The organism is Halomonas sp. IOP_31 (genome assembly GCF_021151495.1).
Lineage (GTDB): Bacteria > Pseudomonadota > Gammaproteobacteria > Pseudomonadales > Halomonadaceae > Modicisalibacter > Modicisalibacter zincidurans.
The window spans coordinates 1-23,125 of sequence record NZ_JAIRBP010000042.1 but is presented as its reverse complement, the minus strand read 5'-3'; the positions used below and the strand labels follow the sequence as shown (position 1 = coordinate 23,125).

At 63.9% G+C, this 23,125-nt stretch carries 16 protein-coding genes; 9 read left to right on the top strand and 7 right to left on the bottom strand.

The features are described 5' to 3' along the window. The first annotated feature begins 221 nt into the window (after positions 1-221). The 7 genes from K7I12_RS15815 (at position 222) to K7I12_RS15785 (ending at position 13,324) form a co-directional block, all read left to right on the top strand. A complete protein-coding gene (locus K7I12_RS15815; protein WP_031382570.1) occupies positions 222-1,055 on the top strand; it encodes a hypothetical protein in 834 nt (277 codons plus the stop codon). Between the two features lie 122 nt (positions 1,056-1,177). Beyond that, entirely contained in the window at positions 1,178-2,134 is a 957-nt protein-coding gene (locus K7I12_RS15810; RefSeq protein WP_231664647.1) for a siderophore-interacting protein, read from the top strand. Positions 2,135-2,221: 87 nt separating this feature from the next. Continuing rightward, positions 2,222-5,989: an exodeoxyribonuclease V subunit gamma gene (gene recC / locus K7I12_RS15805; protein ID WP_231664646.1), complete on the top strand. Its 3,768-nt coding sequence runs from the start codon at positions 2,222-2,224 to the stop codon at positions 5,987-5,989. Continuing rightward, the gene (gene recB / locus K7I12_RS15800) at positions 5,986-10,125 is read left to right on the top strand and encodes an exodeoxyribonuclease V subunit beta (protein ID WP_231664645.1); all 4,140 of its coding nucleotides are present in this window, start codon (positions 5,986-5,988) and stop codon (positions 10,123-10,125) included. Before recC ends, recB begins: the two co-directional genes overlap by 4 nt. Continuing rightward, on the top strand, positions 10,122-12,581 hold the full coding sequence (gene recD / locus K7I12_RS15795; RefSeq protein ID WP_231664644.1) for an exodeoxyribonuclease V subunit alpha: 2,460 nt from the start codon (positions 10,122-10,124) through the stop codon (positions 12,579-12,581). The genes recB and recD overlap by 4 nt, the downstream gene beginning before the upstream one ends. A gap of 167 nt (positions 12,582-12,748) precedes the next feature. Further along, a complete protein-coding gene (locus K7I12_RS15790) occupies positions 12,749-13,027 on the top strand; it encodes a type II toxin-antitoxin system RelE/ParE family toxin (RefSeq protein WP_031382565.1) in 279 nt (92 codons plus the stop codon). Positions 13,028-13,036: 9 nt separating this feature from the next. Beyond that, the gene (locus K7I12_RS15785; protein WP_084173268.1) at positions 13,037-13,324 is read left to right on the top strand and encodes a HigA family addiction module antitoxin; all 288 of its coding nucleotides are present in this window, start codon (positions 13,037-13,039) and stop codon (positions 13,322-13,324) included. A gap of 242 nt (positions 13,325-13,566) precedes the next feature. Here K7I12_RS15785 and K7I12_RS15780 read toward each other — a convergent pair whose 3' ends face one another. From K7I12_RS15780 to K7I12_RS15770, 3 genes are all read right to left on the bottom strand, one after another. After that, a complete protein-coding gene (locus K7I12_RS15780; RefSeq protein ID WP_031382564.1) occupies positions 13,567-15,537 on the bottom strand; it encodes a tripartite tricarboxylate transporter permease in 1,971 nt (656 codons plus the stop codon). A 67-nt stretch (positions 15,538-15,604) separates the two neighbouring features. Further along, on the bottom strand, positions 15,605-16,732 hold the full coding sequence (locus tag K7I12_RS15775) for a tricarboxylate transporter (protein WP_051907327.1): 1,128 nt from the start codon (positions 16,730-16,732) through the stop codon (positions 15,605-15,607). Between the two features lie 60 nt (positions 16,733-16,792). Continuing rightward, positions 16,793-17,944 carry a 4-oxalomesaconate tautomerase gene (locus tag K7I12_RS15770; RefSeq protein ID WP_051907326.1) on the bottom strand — a complete coding sequence of 384 codons (1,152 nt, stop codon included), beginning with the start codon at positions 17,942-17,944 and terminating at the stop codon, positions 16,793-16,795. A 147-nt stretch (positions 17,945-18,091) separates the two neighbouring features. Here K7I12_RS15770 and K7I12_RS15765 point away from each other — a divergent pair, with 147 nt between their 5' ends. Then, the gene (locus K7I12_RS15765) at positions 18,092-19,009 is read left to right on the top strand and encodes a LysR family transcriptional regulator (RefSeq protein ID WP_031382561.1); all 918 of its coding nucleotides are present in this window, start codon (positions 18,092-18,094) and stop codon (positions 19,007-19,009) included. 225 nt (positions 19,010-19,234) lie between these two features. Here K7I12_RS15765 and K7I12_RS15760 read toward each other — a convergent pair whose 3' ends face one another. From K7I12_RS15760 to K7I12_RS15745, 4 genes are read right to left on the bottom strand one after another with little or no spacing between them, the layout of a single operon-like run. Further along, the gene (locus K7I12_RS15760) at positions 19,235-20,545 is read right to left on the bottom strand and encodes an arsenic transporter (RefSeq protein WP_031382560.1); all 1,311 of its coding nucleotides are present in this window, start codon (positions 20,543-20,545) and stop codon (positions 19,235-19,237) included. A 15-nt stretch (positions 20,546-20,560) separates the two neighbouring features. Beyond that, a complete protein-coding gene (gene arsH / locus K7I12_RS15755; RefSeq protein WP_031382559.1) occupies positions 20,561-21,277 on the bottom strand; it encodes an arsenical resistance protein ArsH in 717 nt (238 codons plus the stop codon). After that, entirely contained in the window at positions 21,274-21,687 is a 414-nt protein-coding gene (gene arsC / locus K7I12_RS15750; RefSeq protein WP_231664643.1) for an arsenate reductase (glutaredoxin), read from the bottom strand. Before arsC ends, arsH begins: the two co-directional genes overlap by 4 nt. Then, positions 21,684-22,040, bottom strand: a complete 357-nt coding sequence (locus K7I12_RS15745; protein ID WP_231664642.1) for an ArsR/SmtB family transcription factor — start codon at positions 22,038-22,040, stop codon at positions 21,684-21,686. The genes arsC and K7I12_RS15745 overlap by 4 nt, the downstream gene beginning before the upstream one ends. A 317-nt stretch (positions 22,041-22,357) precedes the next feature. Between K7I12_RS15745 and K7I12_RS15740 the strand changes: the two genes are divergently transcribed. Next, positions 22,358-22,885, top strand: coding sequence for a cytochrome b (locus K7I12_RS15740; protein WP_231664641.1), 528 nt, complete (start codon positions 22,358-22,360; stop codon positions 22,883-22,885). Positions 22,886-23,125 lie beyond the last annotated feature (240 nt).

Below are 23,125 nucleotides of genomic sequence, written 5' to 3'. Positions count from 1 at the left end.
TGTGTCTCGACGCTGGGTAATTGATCAAAACGTGACCGATTCTTGCTGAATCCAGCATGAAGAGCTGGCCTGATCACTCAGCAGGCCGAACTCGCGCCAATGGTGCAATATTCAGGCTAGCTCCCTCAGTCAGTCATCGTTATGCCTGGCAATACAGGTACCTGACAGTGGCACCGGCTTGAGGGAGAATGCGCCAGACCGCTCCCGAGAGGCCATTCACGATGACACGTTCTTTCTGGCTGGCAGCCAGCCTGCTGTTGTTGGCCGCCCTCGCCTGGCTCGAGGCGCCGCAGTTTTGGGCGCTGGCCACCCTCGACGATGCGCTCGGCAACGCCTTCGCCGCCTTCGCCATCGCCCGGGGGCTCAACGCCACCATCTCGGTACTGCAGTCCTCGACCGTCGACCTGCAAGTATTCCAGATCTCGGTCGGCGAAGCGCTCGACCCGGCCAACGACATGATCGAGCGCTTCTCATGGGTGATGTTCGCCGCCACCGGCTCGCTGGCCCTGCAGAAGCTGCTGCTGGGCATTTCAGCCAACGTCGTCATCAAGGCGCTGGTCAGCGGCGCTTGTATACTGGCCGCGGTACTGGTGGCGCTGCGCGCGCGGGTCGGGCAGGCGGTCGCGCTCAAGCTGGCGCTCGCCTGCGTGTTCCTGCGCTTCGCGGTGCTGCTGGTGGCGCTGGCCAGCGGCCTGGCCAGCGAGGCGTTCCTCGACGAGCCGCGCCAGGCCACCATGAGCCAGCTGGAAACCACCGAGGAGCGCCTGGCGGAGATCGCCGACGAGCGGATCGCCGGTCAGCAGGACGCCCAGAGCTGGTGGCAGCAGCTCAAGGGCAGCCTGGACAACCTGGTCGGCAACCCGGTAGCGAGCGTGGTCGACGGCTTCGACGCGATCACCGACAAGGTCGTCGACCTGACGATGATCTTCATCACCCAGACGGTGCTGTTTCCGCTGGGCTTTCTGTATCTGCTCTACCGCCTGGGCGGGCGACTGTTCGGCCAGGCGCGCCTCGGCGGGCGGTTCGAGCGACGCCGGCTGCCGCCCAGGGAGTGAGCGGAGATGGCGGCGTTCCCGGCGGGTACGTCACTTTGCCTCGGCGGGAAACCAGGCAAGCGGTCAATTGAGAATGGTTATCAGAAGTGATAGCCTGCTGCGATCGCAACGGGGAATGCGCCATGGCCGCACAGCAAAGCTACCGAATCTTCGACGTCACCCTTTCCCGGCGTACCCCGATCAGCCCGTCGCTGGTCCGGTTCACCTTCACCGGGCCGGAGGTCGGCCAGATGGCCACCCATGCGCCGGACCAGCGCATCAAGCTGTTCTTCCCCGCTCCTGAAGCCGATAGCGAACCCGGCGTCCAGAGCGGTCTCGATGCCCTGTTGGAGATCGCCAGGCAGAAAGAGCACGACTGGTACGGCGCCTACCGCGCCCTGCCCGATGCCCAGCGCCCGCCGATGCGCACCTATACCATTCGCGAGCTGCGCCCGGCCCACGCCGAGGTTGACGTCGAGTTTGTGCTGCACGGCGACAACGGCACCGCCTCGCGCTGGGCGATGCAGGCCCGGCCCGGCGATCGCCTGGCGATGACCGCCCCGGTGGCCGCTACGGACCCGGTGGGCTTCGAATGGAAGCCGCCGCGCGGAGTGCGGCGCATCCTGGTGGTGGCCGACGAGACCGCCCTGCCGGCGGCGGCCGGCATTCTGGAAGAACTCGCCACGCGTTCCGATCGCCCGTTGGTACAAGCGCTGGTCGAGGTGCCGAAAGGCGCCGACGAGCAGGCGTTGACGCCCACCGCCCAGGTACGCTGGTTGCCGCGTGACGCTACCCCCGGCTGCGCCCACGGCGAGCGGCTGCTAAGTGCGGTGCGCGATCTCGACCTGAACCAGGAAATTCGCGCCCTGGGCGGCCAGCCCGGCAACGTGGAGAGTGCCGACACCTCCGAGGAGATGGCCGACGACTGCCTGTTCTGGGAAGCCGCGAGCGTCGACGACAGCGCCCCCTTCTACGCCTGGATCGCCGCGGAAACCAAGGTGGCACGGGGCATTCGCCGCTATCTGGTCAACGAATGCGGGCTGCCCAAGCGCTACGTCACCAGCATGGGCTACTGGTGCGAGGGCAAGGTGCTGGGTTAGTACCGGCACCCTATCCACGATCCGTAAAACTGCAAAACTGCATTTATGGCACCATGGCAGGGCTAATTGTACGGAGGAAAGTCCGCCATGCCCCTCGCTTCGTCGCCCGACCTCCAGCCCGGCTTCATGGCCATCCACGGCAACCGCCTGGAAGACCTGCGCGGCGTGGCCGTGGAGTGGATGAAACGCCACCCGCTTACGCCGCTGGAAAACGAGACGATCCTGGTCCAGAGCAACGGCATCGCCCAGTGGATGAAGCTGGCGCTGGCCGCCGATGAGCGCGACGGCGGCACCGGCATCGCCGCCGCGCTGGACATCACCCTGCCGGCGCGTTTCCTGTGGCAGGCCTATCGCGCGGTGCTCACCCACGTCGAGAACGACCCCGGCGCCGTGCCGGCCACCTCGCCGTTCGACAAGTCGCGCCTGGTGTGGCGGTTGTGGCGATTGCTGCCGGAGCTGATGGCGCGCGATGTCTTCGCCCCGCTGCGCCAGTTCCTCGACGGCGACGACGACCTGCGCAAGCACCACCAGCTCGCCGAGCGCCTGGCCGACCTGTTCGATCAGTACCAGGTCTACCGCGCCGACTGGCTGGACGCCTGGAGCCGCGGCGAGGACGTGCTGATCACCGCCCGCGGCGAGTACCGGGCGCTGGACGAAAGCCAGTGCTGGCAGCCGGCGCTTTGGCGGGCGCTGATCGAGGATGTCGGCGACGACGGCGTCGCCTCCAGCCGCGCCATGGTGCATCGGCGCTTCCTGGAGGCGGCGCGTCATCTGGATTGCGACGCCCGTCCGCCCGGGCTGCCGCGCCGGGTGATGGTGTTTGGCATCTCGTCGCTGCCCCAGCAGTCGCTCGAGGCGCTGGCGGTCATCGCCCGCTGCTGCCAGGTGGTGCTGTGCGTACACAACCCCTGCCAGCACTACTGGGCCGACATCATCGAGCACAAGGATCTGTTACGGGCAGCGCGAAGGAGGCAGCGCCGCAAGCCGGGCATGCCCGCGCAGCTCGACGTGCTCGGCGATAGCGACGGCGAGGCCGGCCTGCACCTGCACGCCCAGCCGCTGCTCGCCGCCTGGGGCAAGCAGGGCCGCGACTACCTGCGGCTGCTCGACGAGCACGACGACAGCCAGCAGTACGCGGGTCTGTTCGCCGCCGAGGCGCTGCGCATCGACCTGTTCGAGCCGTTCGTCGACAGCCGCGGCGAGCAGCGCCTGCTCAACCAGCTGCAGGACGACATCCGCGAGCTGCGCCCGCCCCACGAGACCCGCGAGCGCTGGCCGGCGGTGGACACCCGTAGCGACGACTCGATCGTCTTCCACCTCGCCCACGGCCCGCAGCGCGAGGTCGAGATCCTTCACGATCAACTGCTCGCCGCGTTCAGCGCCGACCCCGAACTGCGCCCGCGCGACATCATCGTCATGGTGCCGGACATCGACCAGTATGCGCCGCACATCCAGGCCGTGTTCGGTCAGTATGAAAAGAGCCAATACGCGCGGCGCCAGGACGCGCCCGGCGATCCGCGCTTCATTCCCTACACCCTGTCCGACCAGGGCAGCCGCCACCGCCTGCCACTGCTGATCGCCCTGGAAACGCTGCTGCGCCTGCCCGAATTGCGGGTCTCGGTGAGCGACCTGCTCGACCTGATCGACGTGCCGGCGCTGCGCGAGCGCTTCGGGCTCAAAGAGGACGACCTGCCGACCCTGCGCCACTGGATTCAGGGCGCCGGCATCCGCTGGGGGCTGCACGGCCGCCAGCGCGAAAGCCTCGACCTGCCCCACGGCATGGAGCAGAACACCTGGGCCTTCGGCCTGCGCCGGCTGCTGCTCGGTTACACCGTGGGCGAGGCGGCCAGCGGCCCCTGGCAGGGGATCGAACCGTTCGACGACATCGGCGGGCTGGAAGCGCAGCTCGCCGGGCCGCTGGCCAGCCTGCTGGAAACCCTCGAGCGCCAGTGGCACGCGCTGCGCGAGCCCACCGACGTCAACGGCTGGGTGCAGCGGCTGCGCACGCTGCTCGAGGAGAGCTTCAGCGGCGACGACGCCCAGGACAGCCTGATGCTGGCCCAGCTCGAACTGGCCCTGCAGGCCTGGCAGGAAAGCGCCGAGGAAGCCGGACTGACCCGCGAGCTGCCGCTTTCCGTGGTGCGCGAACACTGGCTCGGGCAGATCGATGAACACAGCCTGTCGCAGCGCTTCATGGCCGGAGCGGTCAACTTCGCCACGCTGATGCCGATGCGCGCGATCCCCTTCAAGCGCGTCTGCCTGCTGGGCATGAACGACGGCGACTACCCGCGCAGCCATCCGCCGATGGACTTCGACCTGATGAACGGCGACTACCGCCCCGGCGACCGCTCGCGCCGCGAGGACGACCGCTACCTGTTCCTCGAGGCGCTGCTCTCGGCCCGCGACCAGCTCTACGTCAGTTGGGTGGGCCGCAGCATCGTCGACAACAGCGAGAAACCGCCCTCGGTGCTGGTCGGCCAACTGCGCGATCATCTGCGTGCCGGCTGGCGCTCCGCCCACGACGAAGCGCTGCTGGACGCGCTGACCAGCGAGCACCCGCTGCAACCGTTCAGCCGCGTCTACTTCCCGACCCCGGCGGCGCTGGCCGGGCGCAGCGTCGGCCAGCGCCGGCTGATCACCTACGCCCACGAATGGCGCGCGGTGCACCCAACCGAGCTAGGTCCCAATCTCGAACAACGCCAAAGCGTCTCGAGCGAAGACGAGACAAGGCAAAGCCCGCCGAGAACGCGGAGTTTACAAGTCGTAAATGAGCAGTTTGAGAAGGGCTTTAACGATGCATCGTCGAGCGCAGTAGCTTTGCGGCCGTTCGAGCAGGACACGCCGCTGACGCTGGCCCAGCTCGGTAATTTCCTGCGCGACCCGGCGCGGGCCTTCTTCACCACCCGGCTCAAGGTCACTCTCGAGCGCGAGGACCTGGTCAGCCTCGACCATGAGCCCTTCGCCCTCGACGGGCTCACCAACTGGCAGTTGCAGGATGAGTTGATCCAGGTACAGCGCCGCGCCGTGGACGACGGCCAGCCACGGCTGCCGGCCATGCACCAGGCACTCGAACGCCTGCAGGGCCAGGGCGTGCTGGCGATGGGCGCGTTCGGAAACCGCATGCGCGAGCAACTCGTCGAGCCGATGGAGGCGCTGTTCGACGCCTACGCAGCCGCGCTCGAGGCCTGGCCCCACGCCATCGACGAGCCCGAGGCGGTGCTGCTCGACGTTCCCGGCGCGGCGCCGCTGGAAGACTGGCTGGACGGGCTGCGGCTGAACGCCGACGGCGAGCGCTGCCGCCTGGTGCTGACCAGCAGCAGCCTGATCAAGAAAGGCAGGTATCACTGGCATCACATCCTGCGCCCGTGGGTCGCGCATCTATCGGGCCATCTGGATGGCCAGCCGATGACCACGCGGCTGCTCTCCAAGGCCGGGCACATCACCCTGCCGCCGCTCGAGCCCGCCACTGCCCGCGCCCACCTCGTCGAGCTGATCACCGCCTGGCAAGCCGGCATGCGCGAGCCGTTGCCGCTGGCCAGCGGCAGCGCCTTCGTCTGGCTCAGTAAACTTGGCTCTTCACAAAACACGCCGGACAGCGAGCGCGACGGCGACGCCTGGCAGGCCGCGCGCAAGCAGTACGAGGGCGACGGCTACAACGCCGGCGAAATCGACCGCAACCTGTATCTCGCCCACCGCTGGCCGAGCTTCGCCGCGCTGCACGATCACCGCCGCGACGCCTTCGGCTTCGCCGAACTCACCGAGCGGTTGCTGGCCCCGGTGCACCGCGCCGTCAAGGGAGACCAGCAGCAGCGGGGCAAGCCGGAAAAAGGCGGCAAAGCGGGGAGCCAGCCATGAGCGACGTCACGCAGCTCGATCCACTCAGCTTCCCTTTACATGGGAGCCGGTTGATAGAAGCCAGCGCCGGCACCGGCAAGACCTTCACCATCGCCCTGCTCTACGTGCGCCTGGTGCTCGGCGCGCGTCACGACGACGACCAGGCCGCCTTCGAGCGCCCGCTGACCCCGCCCGAGATTCTGGTGGTGACGTTCACCAACGCCGCCACCCAGGAGCTGCGCGAACGGATTCGCGCGCGGCTGGTCGAGGCGGCGGGGGTTTTTTTAGCAGAAATGTCTGACGACGATTCGGCTCCGGAGACAGGCCTGCGCGAGGGCGCTGTAAACCCATCCGTGGGCGCTACTTTTTCCATCCCTGGAAAAAGACCCTCGCTCCAACCTGCCCCCGGCACCGCTGTCGCAAATGACCCGCTGCTTCTCGCCCTGCGCGACCAGTACGACCCGGCCGTCTGGCCGGCCTGCGCGCGGCGTCTGCAGCTCGCCGCCGAGTGGATGGACGAGGCCGCCGTCTCGACCATCCATAGCTGGTGCTATCGCATGCTGCGCGAACACGCCTTCGACAGCGGCAGCCTGTTCTCGCTCGACCTGGAAAACGACCAGACCGAGCTGGAGCTCGAGGTGGTGCGCGATTACTGGCGCAACTTCTACTACGCGCTGGACGGCGAGGCGCTGGCCAGCGTGGTGCGCCACTGGGACGCCCCCGAGGCGCTGCACCAGGCGGTGCGCGACCTGATGCCCGAATGCGCGGCACTGCCCAAGGACGCCCCGCCACCCGCCGAGGCCGTCTCCCGCGCCCAGCACGAGGCCGCCCGGCGCCTGGCGGAGCTCAAGGCGCCGTGGCCGGCCTGGCTCGACGAGTGCGAGACGCTGTTCGAGAACGCCGCCAGGCAGAAGGCCTTCAAGGGCCAGAGCTTCAACGCCAGAAGCCGCGCCAACTGGTTCGGCGCGCTGCGCGAATGGTGCCAGGGCGAGGCCACCTGGCCAGGGCTGACCGACGCCGCCTACAAACGCCTGACCCCGGACGGCATGGCCGCGATCTGGCTCGAGGGCGAACCGCCGGATCACCCGGCGCTGGCCGCGCTGGAGGCGCTGCAGGGCGAGCTGCGGGCCCTGCCCGACCCCTACGCCGACCTGCTCACCCATGCCGTGCACTGGTGCCGCCAACGACTCGACCGCGAGCAGCAGCGGCGCGCCGAGATGGGCCCCAACGAATTGCTGACCCACCTCGACCGCGCCCTGGCCGGCCCCAACTGCGAGGCGCTGGGCGCGCAGATCCGCCGCCAGTTCCCGGTGGCGCTGGTCGACGAGTTCCAGGACACCGACCCGGTGCAGTACCGCATCTTCGACTGCGTCTATCGTATCCGCGAGAATCGCCGCGGCTCTTCTGAAACCCGGGGGGTGTTCCTGATCGGCGATCCCAAGCAGGCGATCTACGCCTTCCGGGGCGCCGACATCCACACCTACCTGCGCGCGCGCCGCGATACCCAGGGCCGCCACGTCACCCTGGGCACCAACTTCCGCTCCAGCACCGAGATGGTCGCGGCGGTCAATCGCTGCTTCGCGCATGCCGAAAGCCACCCGCCCGGGGCGTTCCTGTTCAAGGAACGCGACGGTGGCAATCCAGTGCCTTTTATCGGCGTCGATGCCAAGGGCCGCAAGGACGCGCTCACCGTGGACGGCCGGCCGCTGCCCGCCATGACGCTGTGGCGGCTCGACTGCGACGAGCCGCTGTCCAAGACCGCCTACCACGGCGAGATGGCCGAGCGCTGCGCCTCGCACATGGTCGAGCTGCTGGAGCAGGGCCAAAGCGGCCGCGCCGGGTTTATGGAAAGCGGCCGCGCCGGGTTTATGGAAAACGGCCGTGCCGGGTTTATGAATAGTAACCGCGCCGGTTTCCAGGGTGGGGACAAACACGCCTTCAAGCCGCTCAGGCCCTCCGACATGGCGGTGCTGGTCAACGGCCTGGGCGAGGCGCGGGCGATCCGCCAGGCGCTGGCGCGGCGCGGGGTGAAGAGCGTCTACCTTTCCGACAAGGACAAGGTGTTCGCATCATCCATGGCCTCGCAACTGGAAGCCTGGCTGCACGCCTGCGCCGAGCCCGACGACGCCCGCAAGCTGCACACCGCCCTGGCGATGCCCGCCCTGGGGCTAAGCCTCGCCGAACTGAACGACCTTGGCTCTTCACAAGGACATGATGAGCTGGCCTGGGAAGGCCGGGTCATGCAGTTTCGCGACTATCATCGGCTGTGGCGCAACCAGGGCGTGCTGCCCTTGGTACGCCGGCTGATCAACGACTTCGAGATCGCCACGCGGCTACTCGAAGGCGGCCCGGCCAGCGAGGGCGAGCGCCTACTTACCGATTTATTACACCTCGGCGAGCTGCTGCAGCAGGCCAGCCAGGAACTCGACGGCGAGCACGCGCTGATTCGCTTTCTGGCCGAGTCCATCGCCCGCCCCGCAGGCCAGGGCGACGCCCACAAGCTGCGCCTGGAAAGCGACGCCGATCTGGTGCAGGTCATCACCATCCACAAGTCCAAGGGGCTGGAGTATCCGCTGGTGTTCCTGCCGTTCATCTGCGGCCACCGCCCGACCAGGAAGGACGATTCGCCGCTGCGCTGGCACGACGCCGAGGGCCGGCTGCATATCACCCTGGAGGCCGATGACGAGATGCTGGCCATCGTCGACCGCGAGCGCCTGGGCGAGGACCTGCGCAAGCTCTACGTCGCCCTGACCCGCGCGCGGCACGCCACCTGGCTGGGCATGGCGCCGCTCAAGGGTCTGGAAGGCAGCGCCATCGGCCAGCTGCTCGACAATGGCAACCCCATCGACCCGGCCGGCTTCGACGCCGCGCTGGCTCGGCTCAAGGGCCTCGGCGACGATGCCTGTCCGAACATCCAGATCGAGCCGGCGCCGCCGGCCCATGCCCGCGTCGTCGAGCTGGCCGGCGTCGATGACGCCCTCGGCGAGGCGCCCACCCCCACGCGGCCCGCCCGCGAGCACTGGTGGATCGCCAGCTACTCGGCGCTGCGCATCTCCGCCGACGGCGCGGCGGCGGGTGCAATCGAGCCCGCCCCAGTAAGCGCTGACACTCTCCACAGCGCCCCGCCCATGGCGCCTGCCGATATCGCATCCATCAGTCCGGTCGAGGGTGCGACGCTGCCCGAACCGGCCAGCGCGCTGGAATCCACCGCGCTGGAAGTGATCGAAGAACCTCGTGACAGGTCGCCATTCCTTGAGGAACGCCATCGAGCGACGGCCAGACAAGGCACTCTCTCGCGAGAAAGCGGAGTTTACATGCCGGTAAATGAGCAGTTCGAGCGAGAGAGTAACGCCGTATGGCCGCGCGCAGATCGTTCCTTGCATCGGTTTCCAAGAGGCCCGGGGCCCGGGACTTTTTTGCACGGCATACTCGAATGGGCCGGCGGGCAGGGCTTCGCCAGGGTGGCCGCCGACCCCGCCGCCCGGGAGGACGCCCTGGCGCGGCGCCTAAACCTGCGCGGCTGGTCGCAATGGCTGCCCACCCTGCACGAATGGTTCGGCGCGCTGCTGACCACCACGCTGCCGCTGCCCGCGCCGGGCCAGACGGCGGCAACGTTCAGGCTCGATTCGCTGGCCACCTACCAGGTCGAGATGGAATTCTGGTTCGCCGCCAGCCGCGTCGACACCCGTCGCCTGGACGCCCTCGTAAGCGCTCACACACTCGCTGGCACTCCGCGCTCGCCCCTCGACCCCGATACGCTCAACGGCATGCTCAAGGGCTTCATCGATCTGGTGTTCGAGTGCGAGGGGCGCTATTACGTCGCCGACTGGAAATCCAATCACCTGGGCCCGGACGACGCCGCCTACAGCCCCGAGGCGATGCGCCTGGCGGTGGCCGAGAAGCGCTACGACCTGCAGTTCGCGCTCTACCTGCTCGCCCTGCACCGGCTACTCGGATCGCGCCTGCCGGATTACGACTATGACCGCCATATCGGTGGCTCGCTGACCGTGTTCCTGCGCGGAACCAACGCCGAGGGCCACGGCGTGTATGCCGAGCGCCCGCCCCGTGAGCTGATCGAGGCAATGGACGCGCTGTTCCGGGGCCACGACCACACGGCCGCCGAGCGAGCGCCGACCGACACGGAGACGCCGGCATGACCAAGCGCGCGCCTGGTAAAGACAAACAAGGTAAAGGCAAGCACGACGCCACCCCCGACCTGTTTGAGGACCTGGACGAAGACCCGCTCGTCCAGGCCGAGCCGGGCGAAGCGAGCGAGGCCCCGCCAACCGCCGAAGACGAAACGGCCGACGTGGCCAGCGCTACAGACGGCACGGCCCCGAACCCGGCGCTGCAAGACATCGACGCGCTGCTCGCCCTGCTCGACCGCTGGGTGGAGCGCGGCTGGCTGCGCGCGCTGGACCGTGCCCTGGCGGTGTTTCTGCATCGCGAAGTGAGCGACGACTCGCCCCTGCTGCTGCTCGCCGCCGCGCTGGCCAGCCATCAGCTCGGACGCGGCCATGTTTGCCTGGATCTTGCCCAGACCCTGGCCGCGCCCAACCTGGCGCTCTCGCTACCGCCGGAAGGCGACGACCTCAGCGACCCGCCGCCACTGCCCAGCCAGGTGCTGGAAGGGCTCGAACTGGAACGCTGGCGCGCCGCGCTCGACCACCCGCTACTGGTCGCCGACGGCCGCGACGACCATTCCGGCAACACGCCGCTGGTCAGGCTCGACGGCCCCGGCAGCGCCCGGCTCTACCTGCGCCGCTACTGGCAGTACGAACAGGACATTCGCCGCCAGATAAGCGCCAAGCTCGCGGCGAACGAGTCCGATGCCGGTGGCTCGGCTCACGACCCCATCGGGAACAAGTTCCCTCCCACAAAACCAGGCCACCACCCAGACTCCCAGCCCGCTGCCAGCCGTGGGAGCGAACTCGTTCGCGATGCATCGGCCGCCCAACTTCGCCAGGCCCTGGACGCACTGTTCCCCGGCGACATCCGAGCGCCCGGCCCCGACTGGCAGAAGATCGCCTGCGCCCTGGCCGCCCGCGCGCACTTCGCGGTGATCACCGGCGGCCCCGGCACCGGCAAGACCACCACCGTGGTCAAGCTGCTCGCCCTGCTGCAATCGCAACAGCTCGCCCACACCCAGCGCGCGCTGCGCATTCGTCTAGCCGCGCCCACCGGCAAGGCCGCCGCGCGGCTCAACGAGTCGATCGCCGGGCAGGTCGGCGGCTTGAGACTCGACGGCGTCAGCGACGACCCCGAGGCGCTCAAGCGGCAGATTCCCACCGAGGTGACGACGCTGCACCGCCTGCTCGGCTCGCGGCCCGACACGCGCCACTTCCGCCACCACACCGGCAACCCGCTGGCGCTGGACGTGCTAGTGATCGACGAAGCCTCGATGGTCGACATCGAGATGATGGCCGCCGTGCTCGGCGCCCTGCCGCCGCGAGCGCGGCTGATCCTGCTCGGCGACAAGGACCAGCTCGCCTCGGTGGAAGCCGGCGCGGTGCTCGGCGATCTGTGCCAGCGAGCCGAAGGCGGCCACTACAGCCCGGCGACCTGCCAGTGGCTCGAGCGCGTCTGTGACGCGCCGGTTCCCCACGAGTACCGGGATGCGAACGGCCAGCCGCTCGACCAGGCCATCGCCATGCTGCGCGTCAGCCATCGCTTCGATGCCACCAGCGGCATCGGTCAGCTCGCCCAGGCCGTCAACGCCCCGCTGACCGGCGATCATCAGCCCCGGGACAAGAAGCACGCCATCCGCGAAGTATTCCGGAGCGCTTACGCCGATATTGCCCGCCTCGCCCTGGCGGATGCCGACGACCCGGCCTTCGAGCGGCTGGTGGTCGACGGCAACCCGGCCGGCTTCGTCAACCGGGGCACGGGCCGGCAGCACCGCGGCAACGAACTCGCCCCACCCACCGGCTACCGCCACTATCTCGAGGTGCTCAAGCGACAGCGCCCCCCGGCCGGCAGCGACCCACAGGCACAGCGTGAGGCGTTTGATACCTGGGCGCTGGCCGTGCTTGAGGCGCACAACCGCTTCCAGCTCCTATGCGCGCTGCGCAAGGGCCCGTGGGGCGTGGAAGGCCTGAACCTGCGCATCGGCAAGGCGCTGCGCCGCGAGAATCTGATCAGCGCCAACGACCGGGAGCTCGAACGCGGCTGGTATCTTGGCCGCCCGGTGCTCGTCACCCGCAACGACTACGGCCTGGGCCTGATGAACGGCGACATCGGCATCACCCTCGCCCAGCCGCACCCGCAAGAACCGGGCAGAAACGTGTTGCGCGTCGCCTTCCCCACCGCCAATGCCGACAAGCCCATCAAGTGGGTACTGCCCAGCCGCCTGCAGGCGGTGGAAACCGTGTTCGCCATGACTGTGCACAAGTCCCAAGGCTCGGAATTCACTCACACCGCGCTGCTGCTGCCCGATGCGCCCAACCCGATCCTGACTAGAGAACTGGTCTACACGGGCATAACACGCGCCAGGCACTGGCTGACCCTGGTGGAAACCGGGCGCGGCATGCTCGACGAGGCGGTGACGAGGGAGGTGGTTCGGATCAGTGGGTTGGAGAGGTTACAGTCACACAGCCACGCCAGGCTTGGCTGACAAGACAAAGCGTGTGGTTTTCCAAGGCAAGGGAGCTATAACCCAGTCATAAGTTCGTTCCCGGCCTTGCGGCCTTGCGGCCGTCCACCGGACGCCCTAGTCGGGCCCCGCTTAATATTGGCGTTACGCAAATTGACACCCAGTACGTTACAGGTTACATTTAAGGAATGATACGAAGCTTCAAACACAAGGGCTTGGCCAAGTTCTTCAAGTCCGGCAGCACTGCAGGGATCCAGGCCGCTCATGCAAAGAGGCTTCAGCTTATTCTCGGTAGACTTAATGCGGCTTCCGGCGCCAACGATATGGACTTGCCGGGCCTTAGGCTCCATGAGCTTTCCGGCAATCGGTCAAGAATCTGGTCGGTGACGGTAAGCGGTAACTGGCGCGTGACATTTCGCTTTGAGGATGGAGACGCCGAGATAGTGAATTACGAAGATTATCACTGAGGTATTCCTATGTTGATGCACAACCCGCCCCATCCTGGTGAAGTCATACGAGAGCTTTGCCTAGAGCCCCTTGGTCTGTCTGTTACAGCAGCTGCGGAAGCGCTCGGGGTCAGCCGGAAAACGTTAAGCGCTGTTCTGAACGGCAAAGCCGGTATTAGCCCGGAAATGGCAATTAGGCTTTCTATCGCTTTTAATACCTCATCGGAGAGCTGGCTAACCCAGCAGTCTCAATATGAGCTTTGGCACGCTGAGCAACACCGTAAAGACCTTAGGGTCAAGAAGCTTGTCGCTGCGTAGCAGAGCACATAACCATGCCATTAAATTCGCTCCCTTCGGTCGCCGGACGCTCGTACCTCGCGCCGTTTATGGCGGGCGTTATATCTGCTCTGGCCAAACGACCGCTCCTGGCCAATAGCGACGGCCCGACCGGGCCGCCTCTGATCTCCTCTGGTTACTTCTCCCCTATCGCCACGTAATATCCGCCCCTACACCCGATACTGCCACTACTCCTTGAGTATGGAGCTGAAGTTATAGTGGGTTTAGCTGAACAGCCAAGGGTCGAGGACACCGCTTGGATAGGTGAGGGTCAGGAAATGGGCCATGCCGACAAGAAAGGCGACCACGCCAACAGCCATACCCGCTGCCGTCCATAACTTCAGCCGGGCGATACCCAGCAGAAACACCAGGCAGAACAGCGCAGCGGTGCTGATGAAGCCCAGGCCGAGGATGGTCGCGATCAGCGTGCAGAAACCCGCCAGCCAGATCAGTTCCTCACGACACGCCTGGCGCTGCCATTGTGGACGGCGCATCAGGTGCCGTGCGATTTCGGCAAGACAGCCCAATGCCATGATGGCGATAGCCAGTTTGGGAAACACGCTGCCCAATAGCGACAGGCCTGCGACGTCGCTCCAGGCGAACGCAGCCAGACCCAGCAACCCGGCTAGCAGCAATATATCCACGCCGCCCAATGTGGCGCGTGCCGGCTCGGCTGGGGCGGTCGCCTCGGTATCAGCGGCCTCACCACCACCCTTTTTTGTCTGCCGATGTTTCTGCCACAGTGCCTTGAGGGCCGGGATAAACAGCGCCGCCAGGATCAACGCGCCGATAATCAGCACACCGGGACGGGCAAAGGCCGCGCTGCCCTGAAACTGTAGCGCCTGGTAGAAATACGTTTCGGCACCGGGAGCCAGCACGAAGCCGATCAAGAACGCTGGACGCGACCAGTTGGCCTTCTTGAACAGCACGCCAATGGCGCCGACAGCGGCCAGAGCGACCAGATCGCCTGTGGCACGGGTCGCCTGATAGGCGGCAAACAAAATAAGAATAGTGATCAGTGGGGCGAGGATGGTAAAGCGTACCCGTGTAAGACTGGCGACCGGTCCAGCGAGCCCCAGGCAAAGTCCTGCGCCAATGATGTTGGCTAGTGCCAGCGACCAGATGATGGTGTAGGTCAGGTCGAGATGGGTCTCGATCATGCCGATACCCGGTTGCAGGCCGAGCAATAAAAGCCCACCGAGGAACACCGCCGCGCTGCCGGAGCCCGGTACGCCAAACAGGAGTGTTGGCACCATCGCCGCACCAGCTGTGGCGTTGTTGGCCGATTCCGGGGCGATCACGCCACGAATGTCGCCTTGGCCGAACTCACTCTTATCCTTGGCGCTCTGTACCGCATGGCCATAGGTCATCCAATCGACTACCGAACCGGCTAGCCCCGGGATGGTACCGATCAGACTACCAATCCCCGCACAACGGGCGACCAGGCCTTTTTCCCGACGTACATCGCGAAACCCCTGGCGCCACCCCGCGCCGAGCCGGCAAGGCTCACTGGCTATGGCACCTCGCTGTGTCAGTAGATCGATGATTTCGGGTAACGCGAAGATACCAAGGCCGACCACCACTAGCGGCAAGCCATCGTAGAGGTAATCGAGACCATAATTCAGTCGAAACTCGCCAGTCGCCGGGGCCATTCCTGTGGCACCGACCAACAGGCCCAGCCCGCATGCGGCCAGCCCTTTGAACAGGTCACGGCCCGAGAGCACGGCAACCATCGACAGGCCCAGCAGTGTCAGCATGAACAGCTCGGATGATGAGAAAGACAACACCAGCGGCCGGGCAATAAGAATGAAACCGGTCAGTACCACGGCACCGATCAAGCCGCCGATCATCGACGAAAGGAAGGCACTGGACAGTGCACGAGCCGCCTGACCACGCTTGGCCAACGCGAAGCCGTCGATCACCGTGGCCTGTGAAGCGCTGGAGCCGGGAATGCCAAGTAGCACCGAGGCGAAGGTGTCGCCGGTAGGAATGACGGCCACCAAGCCCATCAGCATTCCCAGCGCTTGCGAGGGTTCCATGCCGTACAGGAAGGGTAGCAACAGCGACATGCCGGCTATGCCGCCAAGACCGGGAATAATGCCGACCACTAGGCCGACGATGATCCCAAGCATCATGTAGAAAAGATGGGAGAAGGTGAAGACTTGTCCCAGACTGGAGAGAAGGATATCGAGCATGGCGTGTTCTTCGCGTTGTCGTTTTGGAATCGAGCCGGCCCCGCCTCTATACGACGAGGCCGGAAGGTCAGCGCGTGCTCAAATGGACGTCGAACTTGTCCGCCAACCAGGTGACCAGCCATTGACGCGTCTCGTCCTTGATCGACATGGCGTCCTCGAGATAGGCCGAGACCGTCTTGCCGACGATCGGCGTATAGGGGCCGAGTTGAGCTGCCGATTCCTGCTTGAACTTGTCGGTCTTGATGAATTCGCGAGCCGCCTGCCTGTACGTCTCGGTGAGTGCCTCGGGGGTATCGGCCGGCACCATCACCAGTTTCTGCAGGGCGTAACCGGAGGCGAAGAACTTGCGATAGGCCTCGTAGGTGTTACCCGACGGTGCCTTGCCTTCGGTCTGCTGGTAAATCTCGTTGAACGTTGGCAAATTCGGAAAGGTCGGATCGCGAACGATCTTGCCATCGTCATTAAGCACGCCCAGGCTGAACAGCGGGATGGCCTTGCCGTCCTCGACCAGCGGCTGAACATTGCTCAGGTAGGCCGAGGTGGTCTGGAAATCGATGTTCGCTTCGCCACGTTCGAAGGCCAGTCGACCCTCGCCACGGCTACGCATCCCGAATACCGGATTGACGTCGACGCCCAGCATATCGAGGGCTATCAGAACCGGCAGTTCGACGCCTGTGGGCGATTGTGCAGCGAGTTTGACCGGCTTCTTCAGCAAGGTTTGCAGGGCGCTGTCGGCATCTTCACCGAGGCTCGGTGAAGCGTACACGACGCCACCTGTCGGCGTGGCAAGGATTGGTTTCCAGTCGGCATAGTCATAGCGCACGCGCGGGTCGTTGAGCATCGCCGGATACTGGGTCGAAGCCGAGGTACCCAGCCACTGGCTGCCGTCGGCACGCGCCCGCATTGCAAAAAGATTGGCGCCGTTGATCGAGCCGCCTCCGGGCACATTATCGATCATGATGGTTGGCTCGCCGGGCAGATAGTTGCTGAACCAGGGGGCAAAGAAGCGTGCCCAGACATCGGTACCGCCACCTACGCCAAAGGGAATGGTCCATTTGATGTCGTCGGGCACGTTGGTATCGGCGGCGGCCGTGGCGGGTAAGGCCACGGCGCTCAGCCCAGCGTAAACCAGGCCTAGGCCTGCGGCGCGCTTCAGTCGGGCGGTGAGTGTCGGTTCGGTTTTCAAGGGACTCATGATGCGACTCCTTGTTCTTGTGTTGCTGATCGGGTGGGTTTTCGTTGGTATTAGATGCTTCTAACAGGCTTTTGCCTTCACCGTATCGACCGGCGAATTGCTGGTTGATGTGCCGGAGCTGGTAGATGTGCTGGAATAGTAGAGCGTGCCGGTCATGATCTTGCGTGCCGTACGGACCAGCGATACGCGAGCGACGTCATGCGAATCTTGCCCTCGGTGTTCGACGTCAAGATCGATGTATCCGGAAGGATGCTCGAGACGAACATGATTCAGCGGCTCGTCGTCGGTCAGACGACCGGAAGCGAGGGCGATGCGGTGGGCAACGGTGCCCGGCACGCTGACCGCTGTCGCCAAGGCGATGGCACCCGTGACGGCGAGCGCCTTGTGACAGCGGTATGGTACGAAGTAGCGCGCGCGCAACGTGGCGTCGACTTCGTCGGCCGCTGACAGTAGAACCGGCTTGGGCAGTACGCCTTGGCTGACATCGCCGAGCCCCATGCGTCGTCCGGCTTCACGACGAATCAACTCGAGTCGGGCCAGCATGGGCTCATTGGCGTCGAGTTCGGCGGGTGTTTCGTTTCCATTCAGGCCGAATTCTTCGGCTGCAATCAGCAACGTGGGAGTCGCCGCGTCAAGGCAAGTCACCACGACTCCATCGATAGTTTCCTGCGCCTGTCCGGTGGGCAGCAGCGCCCCGGTCTTGGTACCCACGACGTCGAGGAAACTCAGCTGAATGCCGGCGGCAGTGCCTGGCACCCCGCTGATTCGAGTATCGCCCTCATAGAGAACCTGCCGGCCCGGTGTCGGTACGTGACACTCGATGAGACGCTGAGTGTTGAGATTGCGAACCCGCACCACGGTCATATCGTCGCTAGGCTCGATCAGTCCAGTCTCGATCGCATAGGGGCCGACCGCCGACAGCATATTGCCACAATTGGGGTTGAAGTCGACGCGACGGCCGGGGCCGTCAATTTGAGCAAAGAGATAATCAACATCGGCCTCCGGATGATCGGAGCGTTCAACAATAGCCACTTTGCTGGTCAGCGGATCGCTGCCACCAATGCCATCGATCTGAAGCGCATGGCCCGCGCCCATCAGGCTGAGCAATGTCTCCGCTCGTGCCTCTGGCGATTCGGGCAGGTCGCTCATGCGCAGGAATGGGCCCTTAGATGTGCCGCCGCGCATGATGATGCAGGGAATGCTATTGATCATTGCTGTTTCACTTTCTTACGGACTCGTGAAACGAGCATGTCACCCTCGTTTTGATGCATCAAATGCAAATAAAAACAAATTCTGATGTGATATGCACATTAATGCGTTAAACTGTTCAATTACACCGTTTCAATGCAAGAACCGTCTATGTTACATCGTATAGAGTTTCTCGATCTGCAGTCCTTCGTCCAAGTCGCCGAGCTGGGTAGTTTTCACGAGGCGGCGCAGCGCCTTCATCTATCGCAACCTGCACTATCTCGGCGTATTCAGAAGCTTGAAGAAGCGCTTGAGGTTACACTCCTCGAACGCACCACACGGCGCACATGGTTGACTGCAATCGGTGCTGACTTTCTGCCTCGGGCCAGGAGGATGATCGACGACTACGAATCGTCGATTCTAGGTATTCGCGAACTCGCAACCCATCAGAAGGGGACCTTGACCATCGCCTGCCTGCCTACGGCGGCGTTCTACTTTCTGCCCAGCGTTATTCGTCGCTTCAACGAGGCATGGCCGGGCATTCGCATACGCATACTCGATGTCAGTGCTAATGAAGGGCTGGAGCGAGTGATCAATGGCGAGGCGGATTTTGGAATCAATATGATCAGCCCGCAATTACCGGAGATATCGTTCACCCCGCTATTACGCGATCCCTTCGTGTTAGCGCTGCGTTCAGATCATCCATTGGCTGCCAAGGAGACGATCACCTGGGCCGATCTAGAAGCGATTCGAATGATTACCGTTAGTCGTGATAGCGGCAACCGTACGCTGCTGGACAATGTGCTGTCATCGGAGAGCATTCGTCTCAACGGCTTCTATGAAGTACAGCACCTTTCTACTTCGCTTGGGCTGGTGGAATCCGGTCTTGGTGCCGCCATTTTACCGAGGATGACCATGCCAGGGTCGGGTCATGACACGCTCTGTTCGCGTCCTTTGCCAGAGCCGCGAATACAACGCACCATCGGTTTGATCCAGCGCAACGATCACAACTTGTCGAGTACCGCCGAGTTGTTCATCAAGACGTTGTTGGAATTGTGGGGCGACGGGGGTAAAAACCGACCCTCTTGAAGCAGTGACCGAGCCATATCTCAATATGACAGCCACACCAAACTGTACGATTTATTCTGCATTTTCTACTTATCAAAAACAAAAATAGTTTGAGTCAATAAAAATAATAGACGAGGCAATTAAATGGGTACGCGTTTAAGTAAATCCATCAAGATTGTGCCGTGCATCCGCTTATCCGCTTGGCTACGTTGCACTCGGCAGGCTGCAGCCTGCCGCGCATTGGGGTTATTGCGATGATATCGCCGGTAGCCAGAGCGCCAGCGCAATCAGCGTGGCCAGCAGCACCGGCGGAGTGATGACCAGCCCGATCTTCATGTATAGCCCCCAACCGATGCGATAGCCCTTGCCGGCCAGCACATGCAGCCAGAGCAGCGTGGCAAGGCTGCCGATGGGCGTGAACTTGGGGCCCAGATCGTTGCCGATGACGTTGGCGTAGATCATCAGTTGCTGGGTCTGGCTCGATACCTGTGCCTGGTCGATGGCCAGGGCGCCGACCAGCGTCGACGGCATGTTGTTCATCAGCGAGGCCAGGATGGCGGAAGCGAAGCCCGTGCCGACGGTCGCCACCACGTCGCCTTGCCGGCTCAACCACACCAGCACGTCCGCCGCCCATGCCGTGAGCCAGGCATTGCCCAGGCCGTACACCACCAGATACATGCCCACGGAAAACAGCACGATCTGCCAGGGGGCGTTGCTCACTATCTTCTTGAGCGAGACGACGTGCCCATGTCCCGGCGTGAACCAGCGCCCGGCGATGGCCGCCAGGATCAGCGCCGCGGCCCCCATGATCAGGGAAAACGGGGTCTCCCATCGGCCGGTCAGGAACAGCGCAACCAGCAATACGATCAGCAGCGGAAAGGCCGCACGAAAGACCTGACGGTCGCGAATCGCCGTGGCCGGCGCTTCCAGCCGCGCAATGTCGTAACCCGCGGGTATCTGCTTGCGAAAGTACACGCCCAGCACCAGCAGCGTGGCGGCCAGCGAGACCAGATCGACCGGCACCATCACCTGGGCGTAACGATCGAAGCCGATCTCGAAATAGTTGGCGCTGACGATATTGACCAGGTTCGAGATCACCAGCGGCAGGCTGGTCGAGTCGGCAACGAATCCCGTGGCGATGATGAACGCCAAGGACGCCGCAGGGCTGAACTCAAGCCGGGCGAGGATCGCCACCATGATCGGCGTCAACAGCAGCGCCGCGCCATCGTTGGCGAACACGGCAGCAATCAGCGCCCCCAGCACGACGATCAGCGGAAACAGCAGCCGTCCCCGGCCATTGCCCCAGCGCGCGATATGCAACGCAGCCCAGGAAAAGAAGCCGGCCTCGTCCAGGATCAGGGAAATGATGATCAACGCCACGAAGGTGAAGGTGGCATCCCAGACGATATCCCAGACGACAGCCACGTCACCCCAGTTGACGACCCCCGTCAACAAGGCCACGGCAGCGCCCCCCAGGGCGCTCCAGCCAATCCCGAGCCCCTTCGGTTGCCAGATGACCAGTATCAACGTGACCAGGAAGATCGCAAAGGCCAGCATGCATGCAGCTCCGTTTCAGTGCGTTTTCTGGTTGACGCGCCTGGAAACCGCTTCGGCGCTCTCGATTCGCTCCGAGTAGCGATCCGTCAGATACGCCGAGCGGCCCCGTGTCAGCAATGTGAACTTCACCAGCTCCTCACAGACATCGACGATGCGCAGGTAGAGCGGCGACAGCCGCATTCGCTCCGCCTCATCGAACTCATGGAAGGCCTTGGGCACCGAGGACTGGTTGGGGATGGTCAGCATGCGCATCCAGCGACCGAGAATGCGCAGTTGATTGACGGCATTGAAGCTCTGGCTGCCGCCGGAGACCTGCATCACCGCCAGCGTCTTGCCCTGGGTCGGACGCACGCCGCCCAGCGCCAGCGGAATCCAGTCGATCTGGGTTTTCATGAGGCCGGTCATGGCGCCGTGGCGCTCGGGGCTGACCCACACCATGCCCTCGCTCCACTCGGCCAGTTCACGCAGCGCCTGCACCTTCGGGTGGCTGGCGTCGGCATCGTCCGCCAGCGGCAGGCCGGCGGGGTCGAACGTGCGCACCTCGCAACCGTACCAGCGCAGCAAACGCCCGGCTTCCTCCGACACCAGCCGCGAGTAGGAGCGCTCCCGCAGTGAACCATATAGCACCAGAATACGTGGCGGATGGCGGGGCTGGTCTGGGCCGACCAACGCATTAACATCAATGGGATGTAAATGTTCAGGGTCAATGTTGGGCAGTTGATCCGGGCTCACGATGAAGTTCCTCCAGAACGTACGATCTCGCCATCTTCCTTGGTGAATTCGCTCACTGGATCGGGCAGCAGCGCCAGCACTGTCTCGGAGGGCCGGCACAGCCGCGTACCCTTTTCGGTTACCACGATGGGGCGATTGATCAGGATAGGATGCGCCAGCATGGCATCGATCAACTGGTCGTCGCTGAGCGCGGGATCGTCCAGGCCTAGCGCGTCGTAGGGCGTGCCCTTGCGACGCAACAGCGCTCGGGGAGTGATAGCCATGGCTGCCAGCAGCTCGACGAGCTGATCCCGGGTAGGCGGTGTCTTCAGGTACTCGATGACGTGCGGCTCTTCCCCGGACTGGCGCATCATCGCCAGGGTGTTGCGGGAGGTGCCGCAGTCGGGGTTGTGATAGATCACGCTGATCATGCTGAGTCTCCCTCATCGGTTGGGCAGCAGGGTTGTAGCTCCCGAAGCAACGGCTCGCATAGCTCGGGATGCCCCGCGCAACAGTCCCGCACCAGAAAGCTCAGCGTTTCGCGCATGCGCTCCAGGTTGGCGCGATAAATCACCGAGCGGCTGTGCCGCCGTGAGACCACCAGTCCGGCTCGCGCCAGGACGCCCAGATGCGTCGACAGCGTGTTGTGCGGCACATCCAGCAGGCGTGCGATCTCCCCCGCGGGCAGTCCATCCGGCTCGTGGCGTACCAGTAACCGGAAGGTTTCCAGGCGGGTCGATTGAGAAAGCGCAGCGAACGCTTCGATAGCGATTACATTGTCCATATGTCCAGAATTACAGACATGAGACTAAAAAGCAACTGCATGCTGCTCATCACGCTGATGAAGATGGGCCCTGATCGCGCCGATCGACAGCGTCGCAGCCAGGTGGAAGCAGCACAGAGCTGCAGGCCCCGAGTAGCCAGGCCCAAGCATGACAGCGCCAAATACCCCGGCGCTGCCCAATTATGCTACTTTCAATACATAACCAGACGCGGCCAATATCTATATCCTTTACAACCAACATAAAAAAGCGAGCAAAACCGTTGGTCAGAACAGGGCATTGATCGCTATTCGACCAACTGGCATCTAGAGGACAAGGCATGTCTGATCGCGAACGCTACTCGCCTGTATCCATCATCAACCACTGGGTTACGGCACTTCTTGTCGTTGTAATGCTCGCACTGGGCTATGCAGCCTATGCAGCACCGTCAGGGACGGTCAGAAATTATATTCTGGGAATTCATATATCCCTGGGGTTTTTTGTATTGATCTTCATCTTCTGGCGGGTGTTATTCAGATTGTACAAAGGGTTTCCCGAGAACCTCGGCAAAACCGCAATAGAGCGATGGACTGCTTACGTAGTTCACAGGGCTTTACTGATCCTGTTGGTTTTTCAGGTTTTAACAGGACCACTGTATCTGTTTAGCGTGGGTGAATGCGTAGGTGTGTTCGGATGGTTTTCTGTCTGCCTACCCCTGAAAATCCCAACAACAATTTATCAAACGATGGGGTGGATTCATATATATAATGGCATGTACATTATTCCTGCCTTGCTCATTCTGCATTTCCTCGGCGCCATCCGACACTATGCAAGCAGAAAGACACAGGAAACGCCTGCCGACATGTAGCGCTTTAATGCTGAGAGATCCCCACGAGCTCTTTGCCATTCGTCGCACAAGGCCTTGCCTTGCGCTTTTCGCATTGCTCGCGTGATGGGGTAGGGTGTCATCCTGAGCTGCGAATCAACCGACCATAAGGACAGTGCCCCGTGTTCATCGCCATGAATCGTTTCCGGGTGAATCCCGAGAGAGTTGATGAGTTCGAACAGATATGGCTCGAGCGGGAGACCCACCTGCAGGGCCTGCCCG